Here is an 18,470-nt window from a genome sequence, read left to right on the forward strand (position 1 = left end):
GGATGTTCAGTCTCTCCGCTTGGTGGCCGGCTGCAGGACGCTCTGGGCGATGTTGACGACGATGTTGCAGAACAGCACGAACACGATCGCCACGACGAGCGTTCCCTGAACGATCGGAACGTCCCCGCGCAGCGCGGAGTCGGCGGCGAGGCGACCGAAGCCGGGCATCGAGAACATTGTCTCCATCACGACGGCGCCGCCGATGAGCGTGGGGATCTTCATGCCCAGGATCGACAGCGCGGGACCGCTGCCGTTGCGCAGGGCGTGCACGAACAGGATCCGTGACGGGCCGATGCCCCGCACCACCGCGCCGGTGACGTAGTTCTGATCCAGTTCCGCGACCAGTCCGGTGCGGAGCTGCCGCGCGATGTCGGCGACGACGTCCATGCTCAGCGCGATCGCGGGCATGATGATCAGCGACAGCCAGCGGCCGAAGTTCTCGTCCGGCGGGACGTACCCGGCCGACGGCAGCCAGTGCAACCCGACGCTGAAGACGAGGATCAGTCCGATGGAGATGACGAACGGCGGCAGCGTCGACGCCACCGACGTGTAGGCGGTGATCACCCGGTCGAGCAGGCTGCCCTTGTAGACGGCTGCGAGCACCCCGAGCCCGACACCGAGGACGAGTCCGATGACCAGCGCGACACCGGCGATGGAGGCACTGACGGCGAGCCGCTCACCGATCAACTCGCTGACCGGGATCTTGCTGAACCACGAGACACCGAGGTCGCCGCTCAGCATGCTCGACATCCAGTCGACGTACTGCTGCCAGACCGGCTTGTCCAGCCCGAACTCGGCGTTGATCCGGGCGATCGTCTCCGGGGTCGCGGCGTCACCGGCGATGCCGGCGGCCGGATTCAGCCCGCTGGCCGCACCGAGCAGGAACGTGATCAGGGTGGAGAACAGGAAGACCGGGACCACGATCAGCACGGTGCCGAGCACGACCCGCGCCGCCGTGCCGAGCGCACCCGCAGGCACCGGGAGAGCGAATGTCCTCCCGGTGCCTGCGGCCTCGATGTCTGCGGTGGTCACGAGACCGTGACGCCTTCCCAGCGAACCTGGGACGGCAGGATGTTGAGGTTCTTCAGGTCCGGGTTGGACACGATGATCCACGGGTTGCTGAAGAGGTAATTCGTCGGCGACTGCTCGACACCGACCTTGACGGCCTCCCACAACCGGGGCTTGTACTGCGGGTCCTCGAGCGGGGTGCGGCGCACGGTGTCGAGTGCGGCGGTGAACTCCGGCGACGCGTGCGGGCCGCTGAGGTTCATGATGCCTTCCGGACCGTAGACGGCGAGCAGATTCTGCACCGGGGATTCACGTCCGATGGTGCCGTCCGTGGCCAGCTGCGGGTTCTTCGCGATGTAGACCTCGCTCTGCCACGTCGACGAACCGGGCGGGACCACCTTGATCGTGGACTCGACGCCGATCTTCTTCAGCTGCGACTGCACGAGTTCCGCACGGTTGGTGGCCGCCGACTGCGCCGTGATCTCGATCGACAACTGCCCGGGCGCATAGCCCGCCTCGGTGAGGAGACGAGATGCCTTGTCGGGGTCGTAGTTCCAGAGCTTCTCGATCTCCGGGTTGAACGCGAGGTAGCCGTCGGGGAACGGCTGGCTGGTGGTGCTCCCCAGCCCGTTCGTGATGGCGTCGACGAATGCCTGGCGGTCGAATGCGTAGCGGAACGCCTCGACGATCTTCGGGTTGTCGAACGGGGCCTTGTTGAGGTTGATGGACACGTCGTTCGCGGCGAGCGACGGCTTCACGGTCACGTCGAGGCCGGCGGCCTCGGCTTCCTTGGACTGCAACGCAGGCAGCGTCGCGAAGTCGATGGAGCCGGACTGGACACCGGCGACGAGAGTGGCCGGGTCCGGGGCGACGCTGAGTTCGAAGTGGTCGATGTGAATGTTCTCGGCGTCCCAGTAGTTCGGGTTCTTCTCGAAGTACGCGTGATCCTCGGCGACGAAATCGGTGATCGTGAACGGACCGGCCCCGACCGGCCACACGCTGAGCTTCTGCGGGTCGGCGGCCGCCGTCGGGCTGGCGATCGCACCGGTGCGCCCGGCGACCAGGTACGGGATCTGGTAGTCGGCGTCGGCCAGGTGCAGCGTGACGTCGGTGGCGGTGTCTGCCGTGACCTCGGTGACGCCGGCGAGCTGATCGCGCAGGAACGAATCGTCCTGGGTCTTGCCCCGGTCGAAGAACGCCTTCACTGCCTGCGAATCGAGGGTGGTCCCGTCGGAGAACGTCAGACCGTCACGCAGGCTGAACGTCACCGCGGTGCCGTCGGCGTTGTACTTCCAGCTCTCGGCGAGCGACGGTTCGACGTTGCCCTCGGCATCGAGCCGGGTCAGCGACGCATACGCGAGGCTGATGGTGTTGATGTCGTTTCCGGTCCGGCTCGTCACCGGATCCCACGAGGTGGGGAGGTTGAACGCCCACTTGACCTCGGCGCCGTCCGAACTGCTGCCACCGCCGCACGCGGTGGCCACGAGACCGACGATCACTCCGAGTATTACGGCGCCGGCGATCCGCCGGCTCTTCTTGCTCACTGGGTGCTCCTGACCATGCAAAGGGGGTGGTGATTCAGACGCTCGCGGACAGCGACGCGGTGGTGCCGGGCAGCGGGGCGGGGTCGGTTCCCTCACGCCGCGCACGGGTGTAGCGGTTCTCCGCGAAGGGCAGGCCGAGGTTGCCGCGCAGGGTGTCCCGCTCGTAATCCTCCCGGACCACCCCGCGCTCGCGCAGGATCGGCAGCACCTCGTCGACGAAGCGGCGGAACTGCGCCGGGTGACCGATGTGGATGTTGATGCCGTCGAGGGCGTGACCGTCCAGCCAGCGCTGCAGTTCGTTCGCGACGGTCTCGGCGCTGCCGGTGAACGGCGACGTCTTCGGCGCGTTGAGCGCCTCGACGGTCTGCCGCAGCGTCAGCCCGCGGCCGACAGCGAGGTCGGTGATCTTCTTCGCCTGCGTGTAGAAGCTCCGCTCGGCGTGCTGCAAGGCCTCGGTGGGGAACGGCGCGTCGAGGTCGTACTGCTGGAAGTCGTGCCAGCCGAACGGCCGGCCGAGTTCCCGCAGGGACCTACCGAAGTCGTTGTCCGCCAGCTGGGTCGTGCGTTCGATCTCGCGGGCGTCGGCGTCGGTGTCGCCCACGGTGACGGTGACGCCCGGCAGGATCACGATGTCCTCGGGGGCGCGCCCGTACGCCGCGGCCCGGTTCTTGATGTCGGCGTAGAACGCCGCTCCCGCTTCGAAACTCGGGGCGTGCGTGAAGATCCCGTCGGCGATGCGCGCGCCGAGGTCGCGGCCCTGGTCGGAGTCGCCGGCCTGGAAGATCACGGGCTGGCCCTGCCGTGAGCGTTCGATGTTGAGCGGGCCCACCACCGAGAAGTGCTCACCCGCGTGGTCGAGGGTGTGCAGCTTGTCCGCGTCGAGGAAGCGGCGGGCGTCCCGGTCGCGCGGAAACGCGTCGTCCTCGTACGAATCCCACAGCGCCTTGACCACCTCGACGTGTTCGAGTGCCCGGCCGTAACGGGTGGCGTAGTCGTAATGCTCCTCGAGGCCGTAGTTTCCGGCGGTGCCCGAGTCGCCGCTGGTGACCACGTTCCAGCCTGCGCGGCCGCGGCTGATCAGGTCGAGGGACGCGAACCGTCGCGCGAGGTTGAACGGCTGGTTGAACGACGTGGTCAGGGTGCCGACGAGCCCGATGTGCTCGGTGGCCACGGCGAGCGCCGACAGCAGCGTCAGCGGCTCGAGCCGGTTCAGGTAGTGCGGGGGCGAGTCGGGGGTGATGAACTGGCTGTCGACGATGAACACGAGGTCGAACCGCGCCTGCTCGGCGAGACGCGCGTACTCGATGTACCAGTCGATGTCGACGCTGGCGTCGCCGGGGATCTCCGGGTCCAGCCAGGTGTACGGGTGCCCCGGACCACCCGTGGGGGTGAGGACAGCTCCCAATTTCAGTTGCCGTCTCGTCATGTTCTCGCTCCTTCGTCGTTCGCCGTCAGGCACCTGCCTCGGCACGCCGCGTTGAAGTGTATGGAGCAAACAGACGCGTGCAGAGTATTAAATTCTCGATGTTTCAAAACATATTTCGTATGTCCCGCAGTGCTGCCGAACAAAGTCCGATCAGTCGAAGAACTCGCGCGACGACTCCGCCACAGCCGCCGCGACGACGTCGGCGAGCTGCCCGATCAGCTCGGCGTCGTCGGGCAACTGGGTGGCCGACAGGCGCAGGAGTTGCCGTGCGGGTGACCGCACGAACGACCGCGATCCCGCCCCCACGGAGATGCCCTGCCGCGCCAACGCAACCAGCGCCGCGGTCTCGTCCGACACCGTCACCCACACGACCAGACTGTGCGGGCCCGCGAAAGCCTCGATGCCGCGGTCGATCAGGGCTTCGAGGAGCGTCGTGCGCCTGGCGACGTAACGTTCGTGCGCCGCCGTGACCGCGTGTTCGGCGTCGGCGCTGCCTATCAGATGCGCGAGGGTGTTCTGCAGGATCCGGCTGTTCGAGCCGACACCGTGACTGCGCACCTTCATGGCCTTCTCGATCAGTTCGCGGGAGCCGCCGAGGACGGAGGTCCGCACGTCGATCCCGTACGCCTTGCAGTAACTGCGGATCCGGACGACACGCTGCGGCAGTTCACGTCCCAGTGTCGGCGGTTGGTCCGGTTCGAGCGGTCCGATCGAGTCGTCCTCGACCACCCACACCGCCGGATGCCGTCGCAGCACGTCGGCGAGTTCGCGGGTGCGCCGCGCGCTGACCGCGTGGTCGACGGCGAACGGCGCCCCGGGCTGGAACACGAACGCGACCGCACCGGCCGTCAGGGCCTCGTCGAGCGCGTCCGGCCGGGGGCCGTCGCGGTCGGCGCCGACACCCACCGCGTCCAGACCCAGATCGCGGAGGGTGTCGAGCACGCCCGGCCCGAGAGGCTCGTCGACCGCCACCCGGGACCCGGGCGGTGCCGCCGCCTCCACCGCCAGCAGCAGCGCCTCGGTGCCACCGCCCGCGGTCGCCCACGCCTCCGGTTCGAACGGCCACCCCGGAGCGACGGCATTGCGCAGACGCTCGGTCATCAGTTCCCGCCCGAACACATTCAGCGTCTCAGCGTCCAGACTGGACAACAAAGCGTCGGACAGGGACGGCTGTAGCGCCAGATCCGGTGCATTCTGCGCCAGGTCGACGCCGCGCCAGTCGGGGATGCCGCGCTCGGGCACGCTGTCGAGCGGCGGGAGAACCACGGTGCCGCCGCGGCGGCGGGTCTGCACGAAACCCTGCTCCTGCAACCGGCCCCACGCGCTGACGATCGCACCGACACTGAGATCGGTCGCCTTCGCGAGTGCGCGGACGGTCGGCAGGCGGTCGCCGGGGCTCAGCTCACCCGACCGGATGAGGTCGGCGACGGCGTCGGCCAGTTCCGCTGTGCGGCCGTCGATTCGTTCGAGCAACCACTCAGGAGCAATCGTCTCCGACTCCATCACCGCTGACATCCACACCCCTTCGATCGACAACCGCTACCGGCCCCGCCCCGGGCCGGGTCATTGCGCGAGTGCGCCCACCGGTTCACGGAGGAGGACGTCGGGCGTGCCGGGCAGTCGCAGACGCTCGAGGAACTGCACGATCTCGGCGGCGACGGACCGGTGAGACACGTCGTTGAGAATGTCGTGCCGCCCGTCGTTCACAACGACCACGCGGGCGCCCGGCAACGCGGACGTGATGGCGAGGACCTCTGCCGCCGGGCTGAGGACGTCGGCGCCACCGTGGACGACGAGGACGGGAACCTGCACGTGGGTCAGCGAATCCGCCGTGGCGATCGGTGTCTCCGCGCCGAGCGTGCCCCGGTCGAGCGCGTCGTCCGCGGCCAGGACGCCCCGGTGCACCGGACACGCCGAGCGGATCTCGAGTTCGCCGTCCCACCCTCCGGTGAAGGCGTCGGTGCCCGCGACGAGCAGACCGGCGGCCACGACCCCGGACACGGCCGGATGGGTGGCGGCGAGGTCGAGCGCGGTGAGGGCGCCACTGTCCGACCCGACGACGGTGAGCGGGAGACCGGACTCGGCGTCGGCGATCACCCGAGCGGCCGCGGCGGGGTCGTTCTCCACCACCGCGACGCGGTAGCCGTCGAACGCGATCCGCCGGGCGAACCTGCGGTACACGTGAGCATGCTCACCTCGGCCGGCGACGACGATCACCGAGCCACGCGCGGCCGCTTCGGGTTCCAGCCAGTCGATGTCCACTGATTACCTCACTCGGGGTGGTTGTTCGCAGGATTGACTGCGTCACCCTGACTCACCCGCGCGCGGTGAAACAAGAGTAATGCTCGAGCAGAACAAAACGCGTGTCTTCTCGTCGCACTTCGTGTTTTGTTCCGAACATATTCGTTTTGTGATCGACCCCCGGCCAATCAAGAGTATCGACGAAGGGACAGGCACACCGATGCCCGAGACCACAGGGTTCGCGACCCGGCAGGTCCGCACCGGCTATCAACCCGGCACGCCGCAGAACACCGCGATCCCCCCGATCTACCAATCGGTTGCCTACGACTTCGGCAGCTTCGACCAGGCACGGGACATCTTTTCCCTGCGCCGCAAGGGAAACCTGTACAGCCGCACGGGGAACCCCACCCAGGCCGTGCTCGAGCAGCGGCTCGCCGACCTCGACGGCGGTGTCGCCGCGCTGGCCACCGGGTCCGGGCAGTCCGCCGTCGCGGTCGCACTGCTCACCCTCGCCAAGTCGGGGCAGCACATCGTCGCGGCGCGGCAACTGTACGGCGGCACCGTCGACCTGCTCACCGACACGTTCGCGGACTTCGGGATCGACGTCACACTCGTCGACCAGGACGACCTCGACGCCTGGCGTGCCGCCGCCCGCCCCGAGACCCGGGCCTTCTTCGCCGAGTCGATCGGCAACCCCGTCGCCTCCGTCCTCGACGTCCGGGCCGTCGCCGACATCGCGCACCAGGCCGGGGTACCGCTGATCGTCGACAACACGATCGCCACCCCGTACCTGCTCCGCCCCAGAGACTTCGGCGCAGACATCGCCGTCTACTCGGCCACCAAGTTCATCGGCGGGCACGGAACGTCGCTGGGCGGCGTGATCGTCGACCTCGGTACATTCGACTTCGGCGCGGAGCCGCGGCGCTGGACCCAGTTCACCGAGCCGTATCCGCGGATCGGCGACCTCGTGCTGTGGGACGAGTTCGGTCGCGACCGGAGCGCGTACCTCGTGTACGCGAAGACGAAGGTCGTCCACGATCTCGGACCCGCACTGTCCCCGTTCAATTCGTTCCAGCTGCTCCAAGGACTGGAGACGCTGGACCTGCGGCTGGAACGGCAGGTCGGCTCGGCGCTGGCGATCGCACAGTTCCTCGACGGCCACCCCGCGGTCGCGAAGGTCAATTACCCCGGACTGCCGGAGAACCGGTGGTACGACGCGGCCCGCCGGTACCTGCCGCGCGGCGCCGGCTCGGTGTTCTCCTTCGACCTCGCCGTCGACGGCACGAAGGTGGCGAAGTTCGTCGACTCGCTGCAACTGTTCGCCATCGTCGCCAACATCGGCGACGCCCGCTCGCTGGTGGTGCACCCCGCCACCACCACGCACAGCCACCTCGACGACACGCAACTCCGCGACGCCGGATTCGGCTACCGCACCGTCCGATTGTCCATCGGACTGGAGAACCTGGACGACCTCGTCGACGATCTGCGTGCGTCGCTCGACGCCATCACGGAGGAATGACATGCATTTCGGCTACTGGACGCCCATCTACGGCGGCTTCCTGCGCAACCTCGGCGACGAAGGCATGCCCGCCACCTGGGACTACGTCAAACAGCTGTCGCAGCTTACCGACCGGCTCGGATACCACACCACCCTCGTGCCCGAGCTCTACCTCAACGACCGCAAGGGCGTCGACGCACCCAGCCTCGAGGCGTGGTCGCTGTCGTCGGCGATCCTCGCGGTCACCGAACAGCTCCGGGTGATGACGGCGGTGCGACCCGGATTCCACCTGCCCGCGGTCACCGCGAAGGAATCCGCGACGATCACCGACATCGCCGGCACCACCGACGCCGGTGCGGCACGGTTCGCGCTCAACGTCGTCGCCGCCTGGTGGGAGGAAGAAGCCCGGCAGTACGGCGGCGCGTTCACCCGGCACGACGACCGGTACCGGCAGGCCACCGAATTCGTCGACGTCCTCCGCGGACTCTGGGAGCACACCCCGTTCACCTACCAGGGCGAGCACTTCAGCGTGCGCGACTCGATCCTGTCGCCGAAACCCGCAATCCATCCCCCGGTCTTCGCGGGCGGCGAGAGCGAGAGCGGCCGCGAATCCATCGCGACGTTCGCCGACTCGTACGTGCTCCACGGCGGCACCGTCGACGAGGTGCGCACCAAGATCGCCGACATGAACGCGCGGTCGCAGCGAATCCACCAGCGGGACATGGCCGAATTCGGCATGTCCACCTACATCATCGTGCGCGACACCGAAGCCGAGGCCCGCGCCGAACTCGAACGCATCACCACCGTCGACCCCCACTCGCCCGGGTACGCGTCGTTCGAGGAGTTCGTGAAGAACTCCGAACTCGACGTCGAGCTGTCCCGGCGCGAATACTCCGTCGGCACGCGCGGACTTCGCCCGAACCTCGTCGGCACACCGGAACAGGTCGCGGAAAAAATCCGCGCCTACCAGGACGCCGGCCTCACCCTGCTGCTCATCCAGTGCTCCCCTGCCCACGAGGAACTCGAGCGCATCGCCGAGCAGGTGTTCCCGCTCGTCCCCACCCGTGAGTACTTGTTAACCACCGGCGGTTAACAAGTACTCACGGGGGCCTTGACCGGACCCCTCGTCGCGAGTAAGGATCGAAGAGCGCGAGGGGATTCGTCATGGCAGACATCGAAGTCGACTATTGCGTCGTAGGAGCCGGATTCGCCGGACTGACGGCGGCGCTGCGTCTGAAACAGGCCGGGCACACGGTTGTACTGATGGAGGCCCGCGACCGGATCGGCGGGCGCACGTTCACCGAGACCCGCGACGACGGTTCGTGGATCGATCGGGGCGGCGCGTGGATCGGGCCGGGACAGGACCGGATCTACGCCCTGATCGACGAATTCGGCGTCGAGACGTACAAGCAGTACACCGACGGCGACGCCATGATGGTCGTCGACGGCAAGCAGTACCGGTACAAGGGCACGATTCCCCTGACGATGAGTCCCTGGGCCACGGCGAATCTCGGCGCCGTGTTCTTCGAACTCGGCCAGATGTGCAAGACGATCCCGCTCGAGGCGCCGTGGGAGGCGAAGAAGGCCGCCAAGTGGGACGCGATCAGTCTCGCGAAATGGCTCGGCGACAACACGTTGTCCAAACCTGCCCACGACCTTCTCGAGACCGCCGTCGCCGGTTGCTACACGTCCGCCGCGTCCGAGGTGTCGATGCTGTTCGTGCTGTATCAGATGGCGTCCGGCGGCGGTCCCGGTTTCGTTCTCGGAGTGAAGGACGCGGCCGAGGATGCGCGGCCGGTCGGCGGGATGGGGGCCATCTACCGTCCGATGGCAGCCGAGATCGGCGACGCGCTCCACCTGTCGCAACCCGTCCGGGACGTCGCGCAGGACCGCGACGGCGTGACCGTTCGCTCCGCGGACCTGGCCGTGCGAGCGCGGAGAGCGATCGTCGCGGTGCCTCTCGCCATCGCGAGCCAGATCCTCTACGAGCCACTGCTCCCGATGGATCGGTCGTTCCTGCACCAGAGGATGCCGAGCGGCGCCGTCATGAAGATCGCCGTCGTCTACGACGAACCCTTCTGGCGCGCCGACGGATTGTCGGGGCAGTCGGCGGCCCCCGACTCCCCCGCGACGATCACCATCGACGCGTGCACCGACACCGGACGACCCGGAGTTCTGTGCGTGATCGTCGAGGGACCGATCGCCCGCACGCTGGGGACGCTGCCCGAAGCGGACCGGAAGAAGGCGGTGCTCGGCGAGTTGACCGCACGGTTCGGGGCCTCGGCGGCCTCCCCCGTCGACTACATCGAGCAGAACTGGAGTCTGGAGCGGTACTCCGGCGGCGGCATGCTCAGCCACGCGCCGACGGGGGTACTCACCCAGTTCGGCCACGCCCTCCGCGAGCCGTGCGGTCGCATCCACTGGGCGGGCACGGAGAGTTCGTCCGTGATGTGCGGCTGGGTCGACGGCGCCGTCCGCTCCGGTGAACGCGCCGCCCGCGAAGTCACCCAGCGCGACGGCGTGCTGTCACCCGCCCATGCTCAGTAGTAGACGGCGCCCGGCGCACCCCCGCCGACGGCAACCGCGTCGCCGGTGATCCCGACACTGCGCGGCGACGCCAGGAACGTGACGACATCCGCGACCTCACTGGCGTCGACCAGCCGGTGGATCGAGTTGGTCGCCAGCCGCGACTCCAGTTCGGCTACGGGGACCCCTTCCGCCTCGGACTGCTCCGTCAACCGGTCGACGAGTCGTTCCGTCCGCGTCAATCCGGGATGCACCACGGTGACGTTGACGCCGTGCGGTCCGAGTTCGTCGGCGAGGTTCTTCGTCAGCGCCGACACCCCGACGTTCCGGACGGTCTGCGCAATGGAGTTGGCCTGGCGGGCACCGAGCCCGCTGATGTTGATGATCCGTCCCCACCCCTGCTCCACGAGGTGCGGTGCCACCGCGCGGGCGGTCCGCAGATAGCCGAGCACCTTGATCTCGAGTTCGCCGCGGACCACGTCGTCGGTGGTGGACGCGAAGTCGCTCGGCTTGCCCGCACTCCACGGTGTGGCCGCCGCGTTCACGAGAATGTCGACGCCGCCGAGTTCGTCCACCGTTCGCTGCACGAGGGCGCGCACCGACTTGTCGTCGCCGGTGTCGGTGGGTACCCCGATGACCCGCCGGCCGGTCTCCTGCGACAGCGTCTTCGCCGCCAGTTCCAGCGCCTCGGCGCCCCTGGCCGCGAGCACCACGTCGACCCCCTCCGACGCGAGGCTGCGCGCGATCGCGAGACCGATTCCGCGGCTGCCGCCGGTGACGACGGCGCGCTTGCCGCTCAGACCGAGATCCATTGTGTTCTCCTCATCTCCGCTGTCCACCCCTCGATTCGAGGGTAGGACCGCCACGGTCGGGAGTCACGGATTCGGTTCAGCGTGAGGCCAATTGCGCTCCGCACCCGTGAGTGGTTAACGAGTCCAGAGACTCGTCAACCACGCACGGGCGGCGAAGCCGCCTACCGCTGGATCGACTTGATCTCCAGGAACTCCTCGAAGCCGAGGACCCCGGCCTCGCGGCCGATGCCCGACTGCTTGTACCCGCCGAACGGGGCGTTGGTGTTGAACGCCCCGCCGTTCACCTCGACCTGGCCTGCGCGCAGCTGCCGCGCGACCCGGTCGGCCCGCTCCTGGTCGCCGGACCACACGCCGGCGGCGAGCCCGTATTCCGTCGCGTTGGCGATCCGCACCGCGTCGTCCTCGTCCTGGTATCCGATGATGGACAGGACGGGACCGAAGATCTCCTCCTTGGCGATGGTCATGTCCTCGGTGACGCCGGAGAACACGGTGGGGCCGACGAAGTAGCCCGTGCCCTGGCCGGTCTCCCGGCCGTCCAGGACGGCGCGCGCACCTTCCGCGATGCCCTGTTCGATGTAGCCGCGCACCCGCTTCAGCTGGTTCGAGTTCACCAGCGGCCCGAGCACCGACGTCGCAGCCGTCGGATCGCCGACCGAGTAGTTCTGCGCAACCTGCGCCGCGATGGCGGAGGCCTCGTCCACCTTGTCCGCGGGGACCAGCATCCGGGTGAGCGCCGAACAGGTCTGGCCGGAGTTGAGGAAACACTTGGCCACCCCGTCGGTGACCGCCTTCGTCAGGTCGGCGTCGTCGAGGATGACGTTGGCGGACTTGCCGCCGAGTTCGAGTGCCACCTTCTTCACCGTCTCGGCCGCGACCACCGCGACCCTCTTGCCCGCCCGGGTGGAGCCGGTGAACGAGACCATGTCCACCTCGGGGTGACCGGCGATCGCCTCACCCACGACGGGCCCGAATCCGCTGACGAGGTTGAACACGCCTGCGGGCAGACCGATTTCGTCGAAGATGTCGGCGAGCGCGTAGGTGGCGAGCGGCGCGACCTCGGTCGGCTTGAGCACCACGGTGCAGCCCGCGGCCAGCGCACCGCCGACCTTCAGCACCACCTGGTGGAGCGGGAAGTTCCACGGGGTGATCGCGCCGACGACACCGATGGGTTCGCGCACGATCAGCGAGTTGCCCACCTCGTGGGCGTCGAAGTCGTAGGTGCCGGCCAGTTCGGCGAACGCGGCGAGGTTCGCGAGGGGCATCCCGATCTGGATGGGTTTCGCGAATCCCAGCGGCATGCCCATGTCGCGGGACACCAGGGCGGTGAAGTCGTCGAGGCGCTCCTTGATCAGGGCGGCCGCCTTCCGGAGGTACTCGCCGCGTTCCGTGCCGCTGAGCGCGGACCATGCGGGGAAGGCTGCCCGCGCGGCTTTCGCGGCGCGATCGACGTCGTCGGGGGTGCCCTCGGCGACCACGGCGATGACGTGCTCCGTGGCCGGGTTGACCACATCGATCCGGCCCGTCCCCTGCGAATCGACCCAGGATCCGTCGATGTAGATCGTGGTCCGGTCCAGAACTTCGCTCATCGGTCTGCCTCCAGTGAAAGTGTCGCGGAAACCTTGCGCCCGCAGACTACGACCTGAGCCCGCCGGTTCGGGGCGAATGCGATCTCCCCGAACCACACACCGGGACGGCACCGATCGCGGACCATCGACGTACGCCGCACAGTCAGCAGGAGGAGCGATCAGATGCGCACGCAGTCACCGGCACGCACCCTTCTCGGAGTACTCGGTATCGCCGCCGCACTCACCGCCTCGGCCTGTGGCTCGACGGACGAGCCGGGGACCGCCGAACCCTCGCCCGGTGGCGTCACCGTCACGACGTCGGACGCAACCACCACCGCCGACGTCCCGCCGACGTCCGCCACCACACCGACCACTCCGCACCCCGACCGCTGCCTGATCGGCGAACTGCAGGTGACGCTCGGCCAGCCCAGCGGGGCGGCCGGATCTCAGGAGATCCCGCTCGTCTTCACCAACACCGGCACCCGCGACTGCGTCCTCCACGGATACCCCGGGGTGTCCTACGTCGCGGCCCCGGACGGCCCGCAGGTGGGTGCGGCGGCCGCCCGGGACGGCGGAACGGAGACTCCCGTGACGGTGGCTCCGGGAGCGCGGGCGACCGCTGCGGTGCGCGCCACGGTGGTGCAGAACTATCCCGCCGACACGTGTGGCCCCACGCCGGTCGCGGGGTTCCGGGTGTACCCGCCGAACGACACCGGTTCGGTGTTCGTCCCCTACCCCACCACCGGCTGTTCGCAGACCGGCGTGAAACAGCTGTCGGTTCAGCCGGTCACGGAGTGACCTTGTTCACCCGCACCGGGTGAATCGGCTCACCCCGGGCCCGACCTACGGTCGGGATAGACGTGGTCGCGCAGGAGGAGGGCGGAGGCATGTTCGAGATCATCCGCGAAGTGCATTCCGAGGTTCGGCACCGCCGCGGCCCGCGGCATCACCACCATCTCCTCACTCGGCCGGAGCGCCGGTGGCGGATCATGAGACACCTCCTCATGTGATCGTCCGGGGCCGGAAACCCTCCCACCAGGACCGTTCCTTACCTTCGCTCACCATCGGCGCGGATGGGTACTATCCGACGTCGTGACTGACAGCAGGCTGGAATCGGCGAATGTGTCCAGAGACGACTCGGACGAGTCGCCGATCGGGACCCCGCCCCAGTCGTCTCCTCTCGGTCAGTCGGTTCGCTCCGCCCGTCTCCTCGCCATCGTCGCGTCCCTCTTCGGGGTGCTGCTCACGTTGTCGCTCCCGTTCCTTCCCGTCGAGCAGGACAGCGCCACCCTCACCTGGCCGCAGAACGGCAGCACCGGAAGCGTCGAGGCACCGCTCGTCTCCTACGCGCCGCTGAGCCTCGACGCGCGAATTCCCTGTGCGACGATCGGCGAACTCGCCGACCGCGGCGGACTGCTGACCTCCACCGCCCCCGCGGGTGCCGCCGACGCCGGGAGGTACGGGCTCGTCGCCACGGTGAATCCGGCGACCGCGGACGGTCCCGGCCGCGTCGAGGTGGTGCTGCGGAACCAGGTCCTGCTGTCGTCACCGCTGGACGGGCTACCCGCCGAGTGCACGCTCGTGGTGTCCTCGGATTCGACGCGGACCACCGCCGGATTCGTGACGGCAGGCCAGGACGCCCCGACCGTCGTCGACGGCGACCTCCGCCCGCAGATGGTGGGCATCTTCAGCGACCTCGACGGGCCGGTGCCCGATGGACTGCAGGTGACCGCGCAGATCGACAGCCGGTTCTCGTCGACGCCGTCGACGATCAAGTTCGTGGCCATGGTGGTGGGCGCGCTGGCCACGATTCTGGCGCTGGTTGCGCTGCACCGTCTCGACAATGTGGACGGTCGCCGGGCACGACGATTCCTGCCCACCCGCTGGTGGTCGTTCGGGGCCGTCGACGCCGTCGTCATCGGCACGCTGGTGCTGTGGCATTTCATCGGCGCCTCCACCTCCGACGACGGCTACCAGTTCAACATGGCCCGCACGTCCGAGGCCGCGGGCTACATGGCCAACTACTTCCGCTGGTACGGCGTCCCCGAGGCGCCGTTCGGGTCCCCCTATTACGACGTCCTCGCGGTGCTGGCGAACATCACACCGGCCAGCCCGTTCGTGCGTCTGCCGGCGTTGCTCGCCGGCATCGTCGCGTGGCTGGTGATCAGCCGGGAGGTGGCACCGCGACTCGGCGCCGCCGTCCGGGGCAACCGGCTCGCGCTGTGGACCGGCGGGCTGGTGTTCCTCGCGTTCTGGCTCCCCTACAACAACGGTTTGCGCCCCGAACCGATCGTCGCGGTGGGTGTGCTGCTGACGTGGTGTTCGGTGGAACGCGCCGTCGCGACCCGTCGGCTGCTGCCCGCCGCGGTGGCGATCCTGGTCGGCGCGGCCACGCTGACCGCGGGACCGTCCGGGTTGATCTGCTTCGGCGCCCTCGTCGCCGGCGCCCGGCCGATCCTGCAGATCGTGATCGCGCGGGCCAAGACCGTCGGCTATCTGGCACTGCTCGCGCCGCTCGTCGCGTCGGGGACCGTGATCCTGGTGGCGGTGTTCGCCGACCAGACCCTCGCCGCCGTCATGGAGATGCAGCACGTGCATGCCATCGGCCCCAACGTCCCCTGGTTCGACGAGTACCTCCGCTACCAGTACCTGCTGAACATCTCCGTCGACGGTTCGCTGTCGCGCCGGTTCGGTGTGTTCGTGATGGTGCTGTCCCTGGCGGTGACGGTCCTCGTGATGCTGCGCAAGGGTGGCCGGATTCCCGGGACGGCGACGGGACCGTCGCGGCGGCTCATCGGCATCACGTTCGCCGCGATGGCCCTGATGATGTTCACGCCCACCAAATGGACGCACCACTTCGGCATCTACGCGGGTCTCGCCGGGTCGCTCGCCGTCCTGGCGTCGGTGGCGGTGAGCACCGCCGTGGTGCGCTCGCCGCGCAACCGCGCCCTGTTCGCGGCCGCCGTGCTGTTCCTGCTGGCGATGTGTTTCACCAGCACCAACGGGTGGTGGTACGTGTCCAGTTACAGCGTGCCGTGGTGGGACAAGCCGGTGTCGATCGCCGGACTCGGTGCGGGCACGATCCTGCTCGGCGCCACCCTGGTGATGCTGCTGATCGCGGCGTGGTGCTACTTCCGCGAGCCCTACACGCAGGGCGACTCCGTGCGCAGGCGCCGGGTGTGGGCGCTCCCGCCGTTGACGGTGGCGGCCGCCGCGATGGTGCTGTTCGAGGTGCTGTCGATGGCGAAGGGCGCGGTCGCGCAGTACCCGGCGTTCTCCCTCGCACGCTCCAATGTCGACGCCGTCACCGGCGCACCGTGCGGCCTGGCCACTGACGTCCTGCTCGAAACCGATCCCAACGCCTCACTGCTGCAACCGCTGTCCGGTGACGCGGCGACCACCCTCGCGGGCACCGGCAGCGTCGGCTTCAGCCCGAACGGTGTCGCCGGAGACCTGAGCGCCGACGAGGAATCGTCGGATGCGGGTGTCGCCAACTCCGTCAAGACCGACAACACCGAGCAGACGGCGTCGAGCAACGCCGCGGGCACCGGCGGCGGCGCCGGCGCGGTGGGTGTCAACGGCAGTGCCGTGGCATTGCCGTTCGGGCTGGACCCCGCGAGCACCCCGGTCCTCGGCAGTGACGGCAGCGACGGCGACGCGTCGCTGACCACCGGCTGGTACCGACTGCCCGGTGCCGAATCGGATACCGGTGCCGGTGACCTCGTCTCCATCGCCGCGGCGGGCCGCATCCGCTCCGTCGACGCGGACGGCGTCGTCACCTACGGCCAGAACCTCGAGGTGGAGTACGGCACCGCGCAGCAGGACGGCACGGTCGCGGTCGCGGGACGGGTGACGCCGATCGACATCGGTCCGGCGCCGTCGTGGCGCAATCTGCGGGTGCCGCTCGATTCCCTGCCGGCCGAGACGGATGTCCTCCGGCTGGTGGCGTCGGACACGGACAGCGATCCGCAGCAGTGGCTGGCGGTGACACCGCCGCGGGTTCCGCGGACGCAGACACTGAACGACGTGATCGGATCCGAATCGCCGGTCATGATCGACTGGGCTGTGGGCCTTGCGTTTCCGTGCCAGCGACCGCTCGATCACCGGGCCGGTGTCGCGGAGGCGCCCGAGTACCGGATCCTCCCGGACCGTCCCGGCGCGATCATGACCAGCCTGTGGCAGGACCGGTACGGCGGCGGCCCCCTCGGCTGGATCGAGATGACCCGGGCGAGCCGAACCATACCGTCGTATCTGAAGAACGACTGGGACCGCGACTGGGGCGGAGTGGAGCAGTACTCCCCGCTCGACGCCGGTGCGACGGCGGCGGAGATCGACACCACCCGGACTCAGCGTTCGGGACTGTGGAATCCGGCGCCGATCATCACCGCCTACTGAGCGTCGGTGACGCGCCCGCGCCGGGCGCGTCACCGTTCACCTCAGAGTTCGAATTCGGCCGGCGCGATGCCGACGGCGAAACAGGCGTCGCGCACCACGTTTCGCTCGTGCTGGTCGAAGTTGCCGTCGGCTCCGCCGATGACGATGCCGATCTGGATGACGGCCCGAGCCTGATCCTGCTTGGTCTTCAGCTTGGCGATGGTGGCGGTGGCCTCGATCTTGCCGAACTCGAAATCGGACTGCAGTTTGCTGCAGTACCAGTCGAACTTCTGACTCAGCTCGTCCGACGGGAACACACTGAGCGCCTCGTTGCTGGTGATCAGCCCCGCAGTCTTCTGCCGCTCGGACGGGGCGATGGTCCCGTCCGCCGCGGCGATGAGGGCGCACATGGCCATGGAGGCGTTGGCGAACTCCTTGTTCTGGAACTGCGCCGTCTTCGTCTTGAGCTGGCCGTTCATCTCGAACGCCTTTGCCTTCAGCTGATCCCAGAAAGCCATTGGACTCCTTCTTCGTGTGCCCACGCACGGTGCGTGTGGTGTCCAATTTGCCAGGTTTCGCGGGCGGACGTCGCCGCGGTCGGTCTACCAGCGCAGTCGCATGCGGCTAGCTCTGGGTCTGGCGGCGGACGATCTCGGTGATCCAGATCGGCGCGTACGGGGACGTGCAATTGGGCGGGGTCGGGTAGTCCTTCAGGACTTCGAGGCGTTCGCCGATGCCGATCGCGCGGGCACGAAGCTCGGGGTGATGGATGCCGATGTTGGCGAGGCATTCGTTCATCGCCCACTGCAGGCGGTCCGGCGCATCCTTCATGTGCGCCTCGATCAGGTCGAGGAGTTCGGGCAGATCGAGGTCGCCGGAGTCCTTCGCCACGCGGTCGCTGGTCAGCGCCCACCCCGCACTGGCGACGACCGGGTCGGCGTCGGCGAACCACGCGACGCGCAGTTCTTCGACGTGCGGGCTCTTCTTGACGACGTAGCTGACGAGCCAGCCGTGCACCTTGGGCACGCGTGCGTCGCGGAGCATGGCGTCCAGCTCGGACGCGGAGTACGCCTTGGGGCGGCAGATCAGGATCGCGACGAGACGGGCCGCGGTGTCACCCGTCCCCCACAGCTCACCGGCGAGGTCGTGCTGGGTCTTCAGACTCTTCGCGACTGCGCGCAGTTTGGTGAGGTTGACACCGTGATCGTCGCCGTGGCGTTCGTTCACGGCGCGGATCTTCGGATCTTCCAGGGCCGCCAGTTCCGCCATCACGTCGCCGACACTGGCCTGCGGTACCGCACGAGTCGCCACAACGATCTCCTCTACTTCTCCTACTTCTCCGCCCGATATCGCGCCCAGCTTACGTCGGGCCCCTGACCGTCTAGTGTGCCGGTCCGGAAATCTTCGCCATATATTTGGTGAGGGAGTCGAGGATCTCCTCCGCGGTCTTGCGCCAGACGAAGGGTTTGGGGTCTT

At 68.5% G+C, this 18,470-nt stretch carries 14 protein-coding genes; 5 read left to right on the top strand and 9 right to left on the bottom strand.

Going from position 1 to position 18,470, the window contains the following annotated elements; translation table 11 throughout:
- Positions 1-6 precede the first annotated feature (6 nt).
- The 5 genes from ACFU5V_RS36455 to ACFU5V_RS36475 all read right to left on the bottom strand — a co-directional run bounded on the left by ACFU5V_RS36455 (position 7) and on the right by ACFU5V_RS36475 (position 6,240).
- Complete coding sequence (locus ACFU5V_RS36455; protein ID WP_378440795.1) at positions 7-1,032, bottom strand: ABC transporter permease; 1,026 nt, start codon at positions 1,030-1,032, stop codon at positions 7-9.
- Positions 1,029-2,552, bottom strand: coding sequence for an ABC transporter substrate-binding protein (locus ACFU5V_RS36460; RefSeq protein ID WP_378705517.1), 1,524 nt, complete (start codon positions 2,550-2,552; stop codon positions 1,029-1,031). The genes ACFU5V_RS36455 and ACFU5V_RS36460 overlap by 4 nt, the downstream gene beginning before the upstream one ends.
- 34 nt (positions 2,553-2,586) lie before the next feature.
- A complete protein-coding gene (locus ACFU5V_RS36465; RefSeq protein ID WP_378705519.1) occupies positions 2,587-3,978 on the bottom strand; it encodes an LLM class flavin-dependent oxidoreductase in 1,392 nt (463 codons plus the stop codon).
- A gap of 150 nt (positions 3,979-4,128) precedes the next feature.
- On the bottom strand, positions 4,129-5,493 hold the full coding sequence (locus tag ACFU5V_RS36470; RefSeq protein ID WP_378705521.1) for an aminotransferase class I/II-fold pyridoxal phosphate-dependent enzyme: 1,365 nt from the start codon (positions 5,491-5,493) through the stop codon (positions 4,129-4,131).
- A gap of 48 nt (positions 5,494-5,541) precedes the next feature.
- On the bottom strand, positions 5,542-6,240 hold the full coding sequence (locus ACFU5V_RS36475) for an alpha/beta hydrolase (protein WP_378705523.1): 699 nt from the start codon (positions 6,238-6,240) through the stop codon (positions 5,542-5,544).
- A 199-nt stretch (positions 6,241-6,439) separates the two neighbouring features.
- On the opposite strand from ACFU5V_RS36475, the gene ACFU5V_RS36480 reads away from it, so the two are divergent.
- From ACFU5V_RS36480 to ACFU5V_RS36490, 3 genes are all read left to right on the top strand, one after another.
- Positions 6,440-7,738, top strand: a complete 1,299-nt coding sequence (locus tag ACFU5V_RS36480; protein WP_378705525.1) for an O-acetylhomoserine aminocarboxypropyltransferase/cysteine synthase family protein — start codon at positions 6,440-6,442, stop codon at positions 7,736-7,738.
- 1 nt (position 7,739) lies between these two features.
- Positions 7,740-8,810 (top strand): LLM class flavin-dependent oxidoreductase, encoded by a 1,071-nt coding sequence (locus ACFU5V_RS36485; RefSeq protein ID WP_378705528.1) that lies wholly within the window; start codon positions 7,740-7,742, stop codon positions 8,808-8,810.
- A gap of 71 nt (positions 8,811-8,881) precedes the next feature.
- Positions 8,882-10,264 carry a flavin monoamine oxidase family protein gene (locus ACFU5V_RS36490; RefSeq protein ID WP_378705530.1) on the top strand — a complete coding sequence of 461 codons (1,383 nt, stop codon included), beginning with the start codon at positions 8,882-8,884 and terminating at the stop codon, positions 10,262-10,264.
- Here ACFU5V_RS36490 and ACFU5V_RS36495 read toward each other — a convergent pair.
- Positions 10,258-11,055 carry an SDR family NAD(P)-dependent oxidoreductase gene (locus tag ACFU5V_RS36495; RefSeq protein ID WP_378705532.1) on the bottom strand — a complete coding sequence of 266 codons (798 nt, stop codon included), beginning with the start codon at positions 11,053-11,055 and terminating at the stop codon, positions 10,258-10,260. The genes ACFU5V_RS36490 and ACFU5V_RS36495 overlap by 7 nt on opposite strands.
- 161 nt (positions 11,056-11,216) lie before the next feature.
- Complete coding sequence (locus ACFU5V_RS36500; protein WP_378705535.1) at positions 11,217-12,641, bottom strand: aldehyde dehydrogenase family protein; 1,425 nt, start codon at positions 12,639-12,641, stop codon at positions 11,217-11,219.
- 162 nt (positions 12,642-12,803) lie between these two features.
- Here ACFU5V_RS36500 and ACFU5V_RS36505 point away from each other — a divergent pair, with 162 nt between their 5' ends.
- The gene (locus ACFU5V_RS36505; protein WP_378705537.1) at positions 12,804-13,418 is read left to right on the top strand and encodes a DUF4232 domain-containing protein; all 615 of its coding nucleotides are present in this window, start codon (positions 12,804-12,806) and stop codon (positions 13,416-13,418) included.
- A 324-nt stretch (positions 13,419-13,742) separates the two neighbouring features.
- Positions 13,743-17,015 (top strand): arabinosyltransferase domain-containing protein, encoded by a 3,273-nt coding sequence (locus ACFU5V_RS36510; RefSeq protein ID WP_378705549.1) that lies wholly within the window; start codon positions 13,743-13,745, stop codon positions 17,013-17,015.
- 41 nt (positions 17,016-17,056) lie between these two features.
- Here ACFU5V_RS36510 and ACFU5V_RS36515 read toward each other — a convergent pair whose 3' ends face one another.
- Entirely contained in the window at positions 17,057-17,512 is a 456-nt protein-coding gene (locus tag ACFU5V_RS36515; RefSeq protein WP_378705540.1) for a tellurite resistance TerB family protein, read from the bottom strand.
- Positions 17,513-17,618: 106 nt separating this feature from the next.
- Positions 17,619-18,263, bottom strand: coding sequence for a DNA alkylation repair protein (locus ACFU5V_RS36520; protein ID WP_378442000.1), 645 nt, complete (start codon positions 18,261-18,263; stop codon positions 17,619-17,621).
- Between the last annotated feature and the right edge of the window lie 207 nt (positions 18,264-18,470).

Origin of the sequence: Rhodococcus sp. NPDC057529, assembly GCF_042802055.1 — a bacterium.
Lineage (GTDB): Bacteria > Actinomycetota > Actinomycetes > Mycobacteriales > Mycobacteriaceae > Rhodococcus_F.

Coding starts and splice junctions, on each gene's coding strand:
- ACFU5V_RS36520 (WP_378442000.1), bottom strand. CDS start 18,263: ATGGCGGAACTGGCGGCCCTGGAAGATCCGAAGATCCGCGCCGTGAAC.
- ACFU5V_RS36505 (WP_378705537.1), top strand. CDS start 12,804: ATGCGCACGCAGTCACCGGCACGCACCCTTCTCGGAGTACTCGGTATC.
- ACFU5V_RS36465 (WP_378705519.1), bottom strand. CDS start 3,978: ATGACGAGACGGCAACTGAAATTGGGAGCTGTCCTCACCCCCACGGGT.
- ACFU5V_RS36480 (WP_378705525.1), top strand. CDS start 6,440: ATGCCCGAGACCACAGGGTTCGCGACCCGGCAGGTCCGCACCGGCTAT.
- ACFU5V_RS36470 (WP_378705521.1), bottom strand. CDS start 5,493: ATGTCAGCGGTGATGGAGTCGGAGACGATTGCTCCTGAGTGGTTGCTC.
- ACFU5V_RS36490 (WP_378705530.1), top strand. CDS start 8,882: ATGGCAGACATCGAAGTCGACTATTGCGTCGTAGGAGCCGGATTCGCC.
- ACFU5V_RS36500 (WP_378705535.1), bottom strand. CDS start 12,641: ATGAGCGAAGTTCTGGACCGGACCACGATCTACATCGACGGATCCTGG.
- ACFU5V_RS36515 (WP_378705540.1), bottom strand. CDS start 17,512: ATGGCTTTCTGGGATCAGCTGAAGGCAAAGGCGTTCGAGATGAACGGC.
- ACFU5V_RS36495 (WP_378705532.1), bottom strand. CDS start 11,055: ATGGATCTCGGTCTGAGCGGCAAGCGCGCCGTCGTCACCGGCGGCAGC.
- ACFU5V_RS36485 (WP_378705528.1), top strand. CDS start 7,740: ATGCATTTCGGCTACTGGACGCCCATCTACGGCGGCTTCCTGCGCAAC.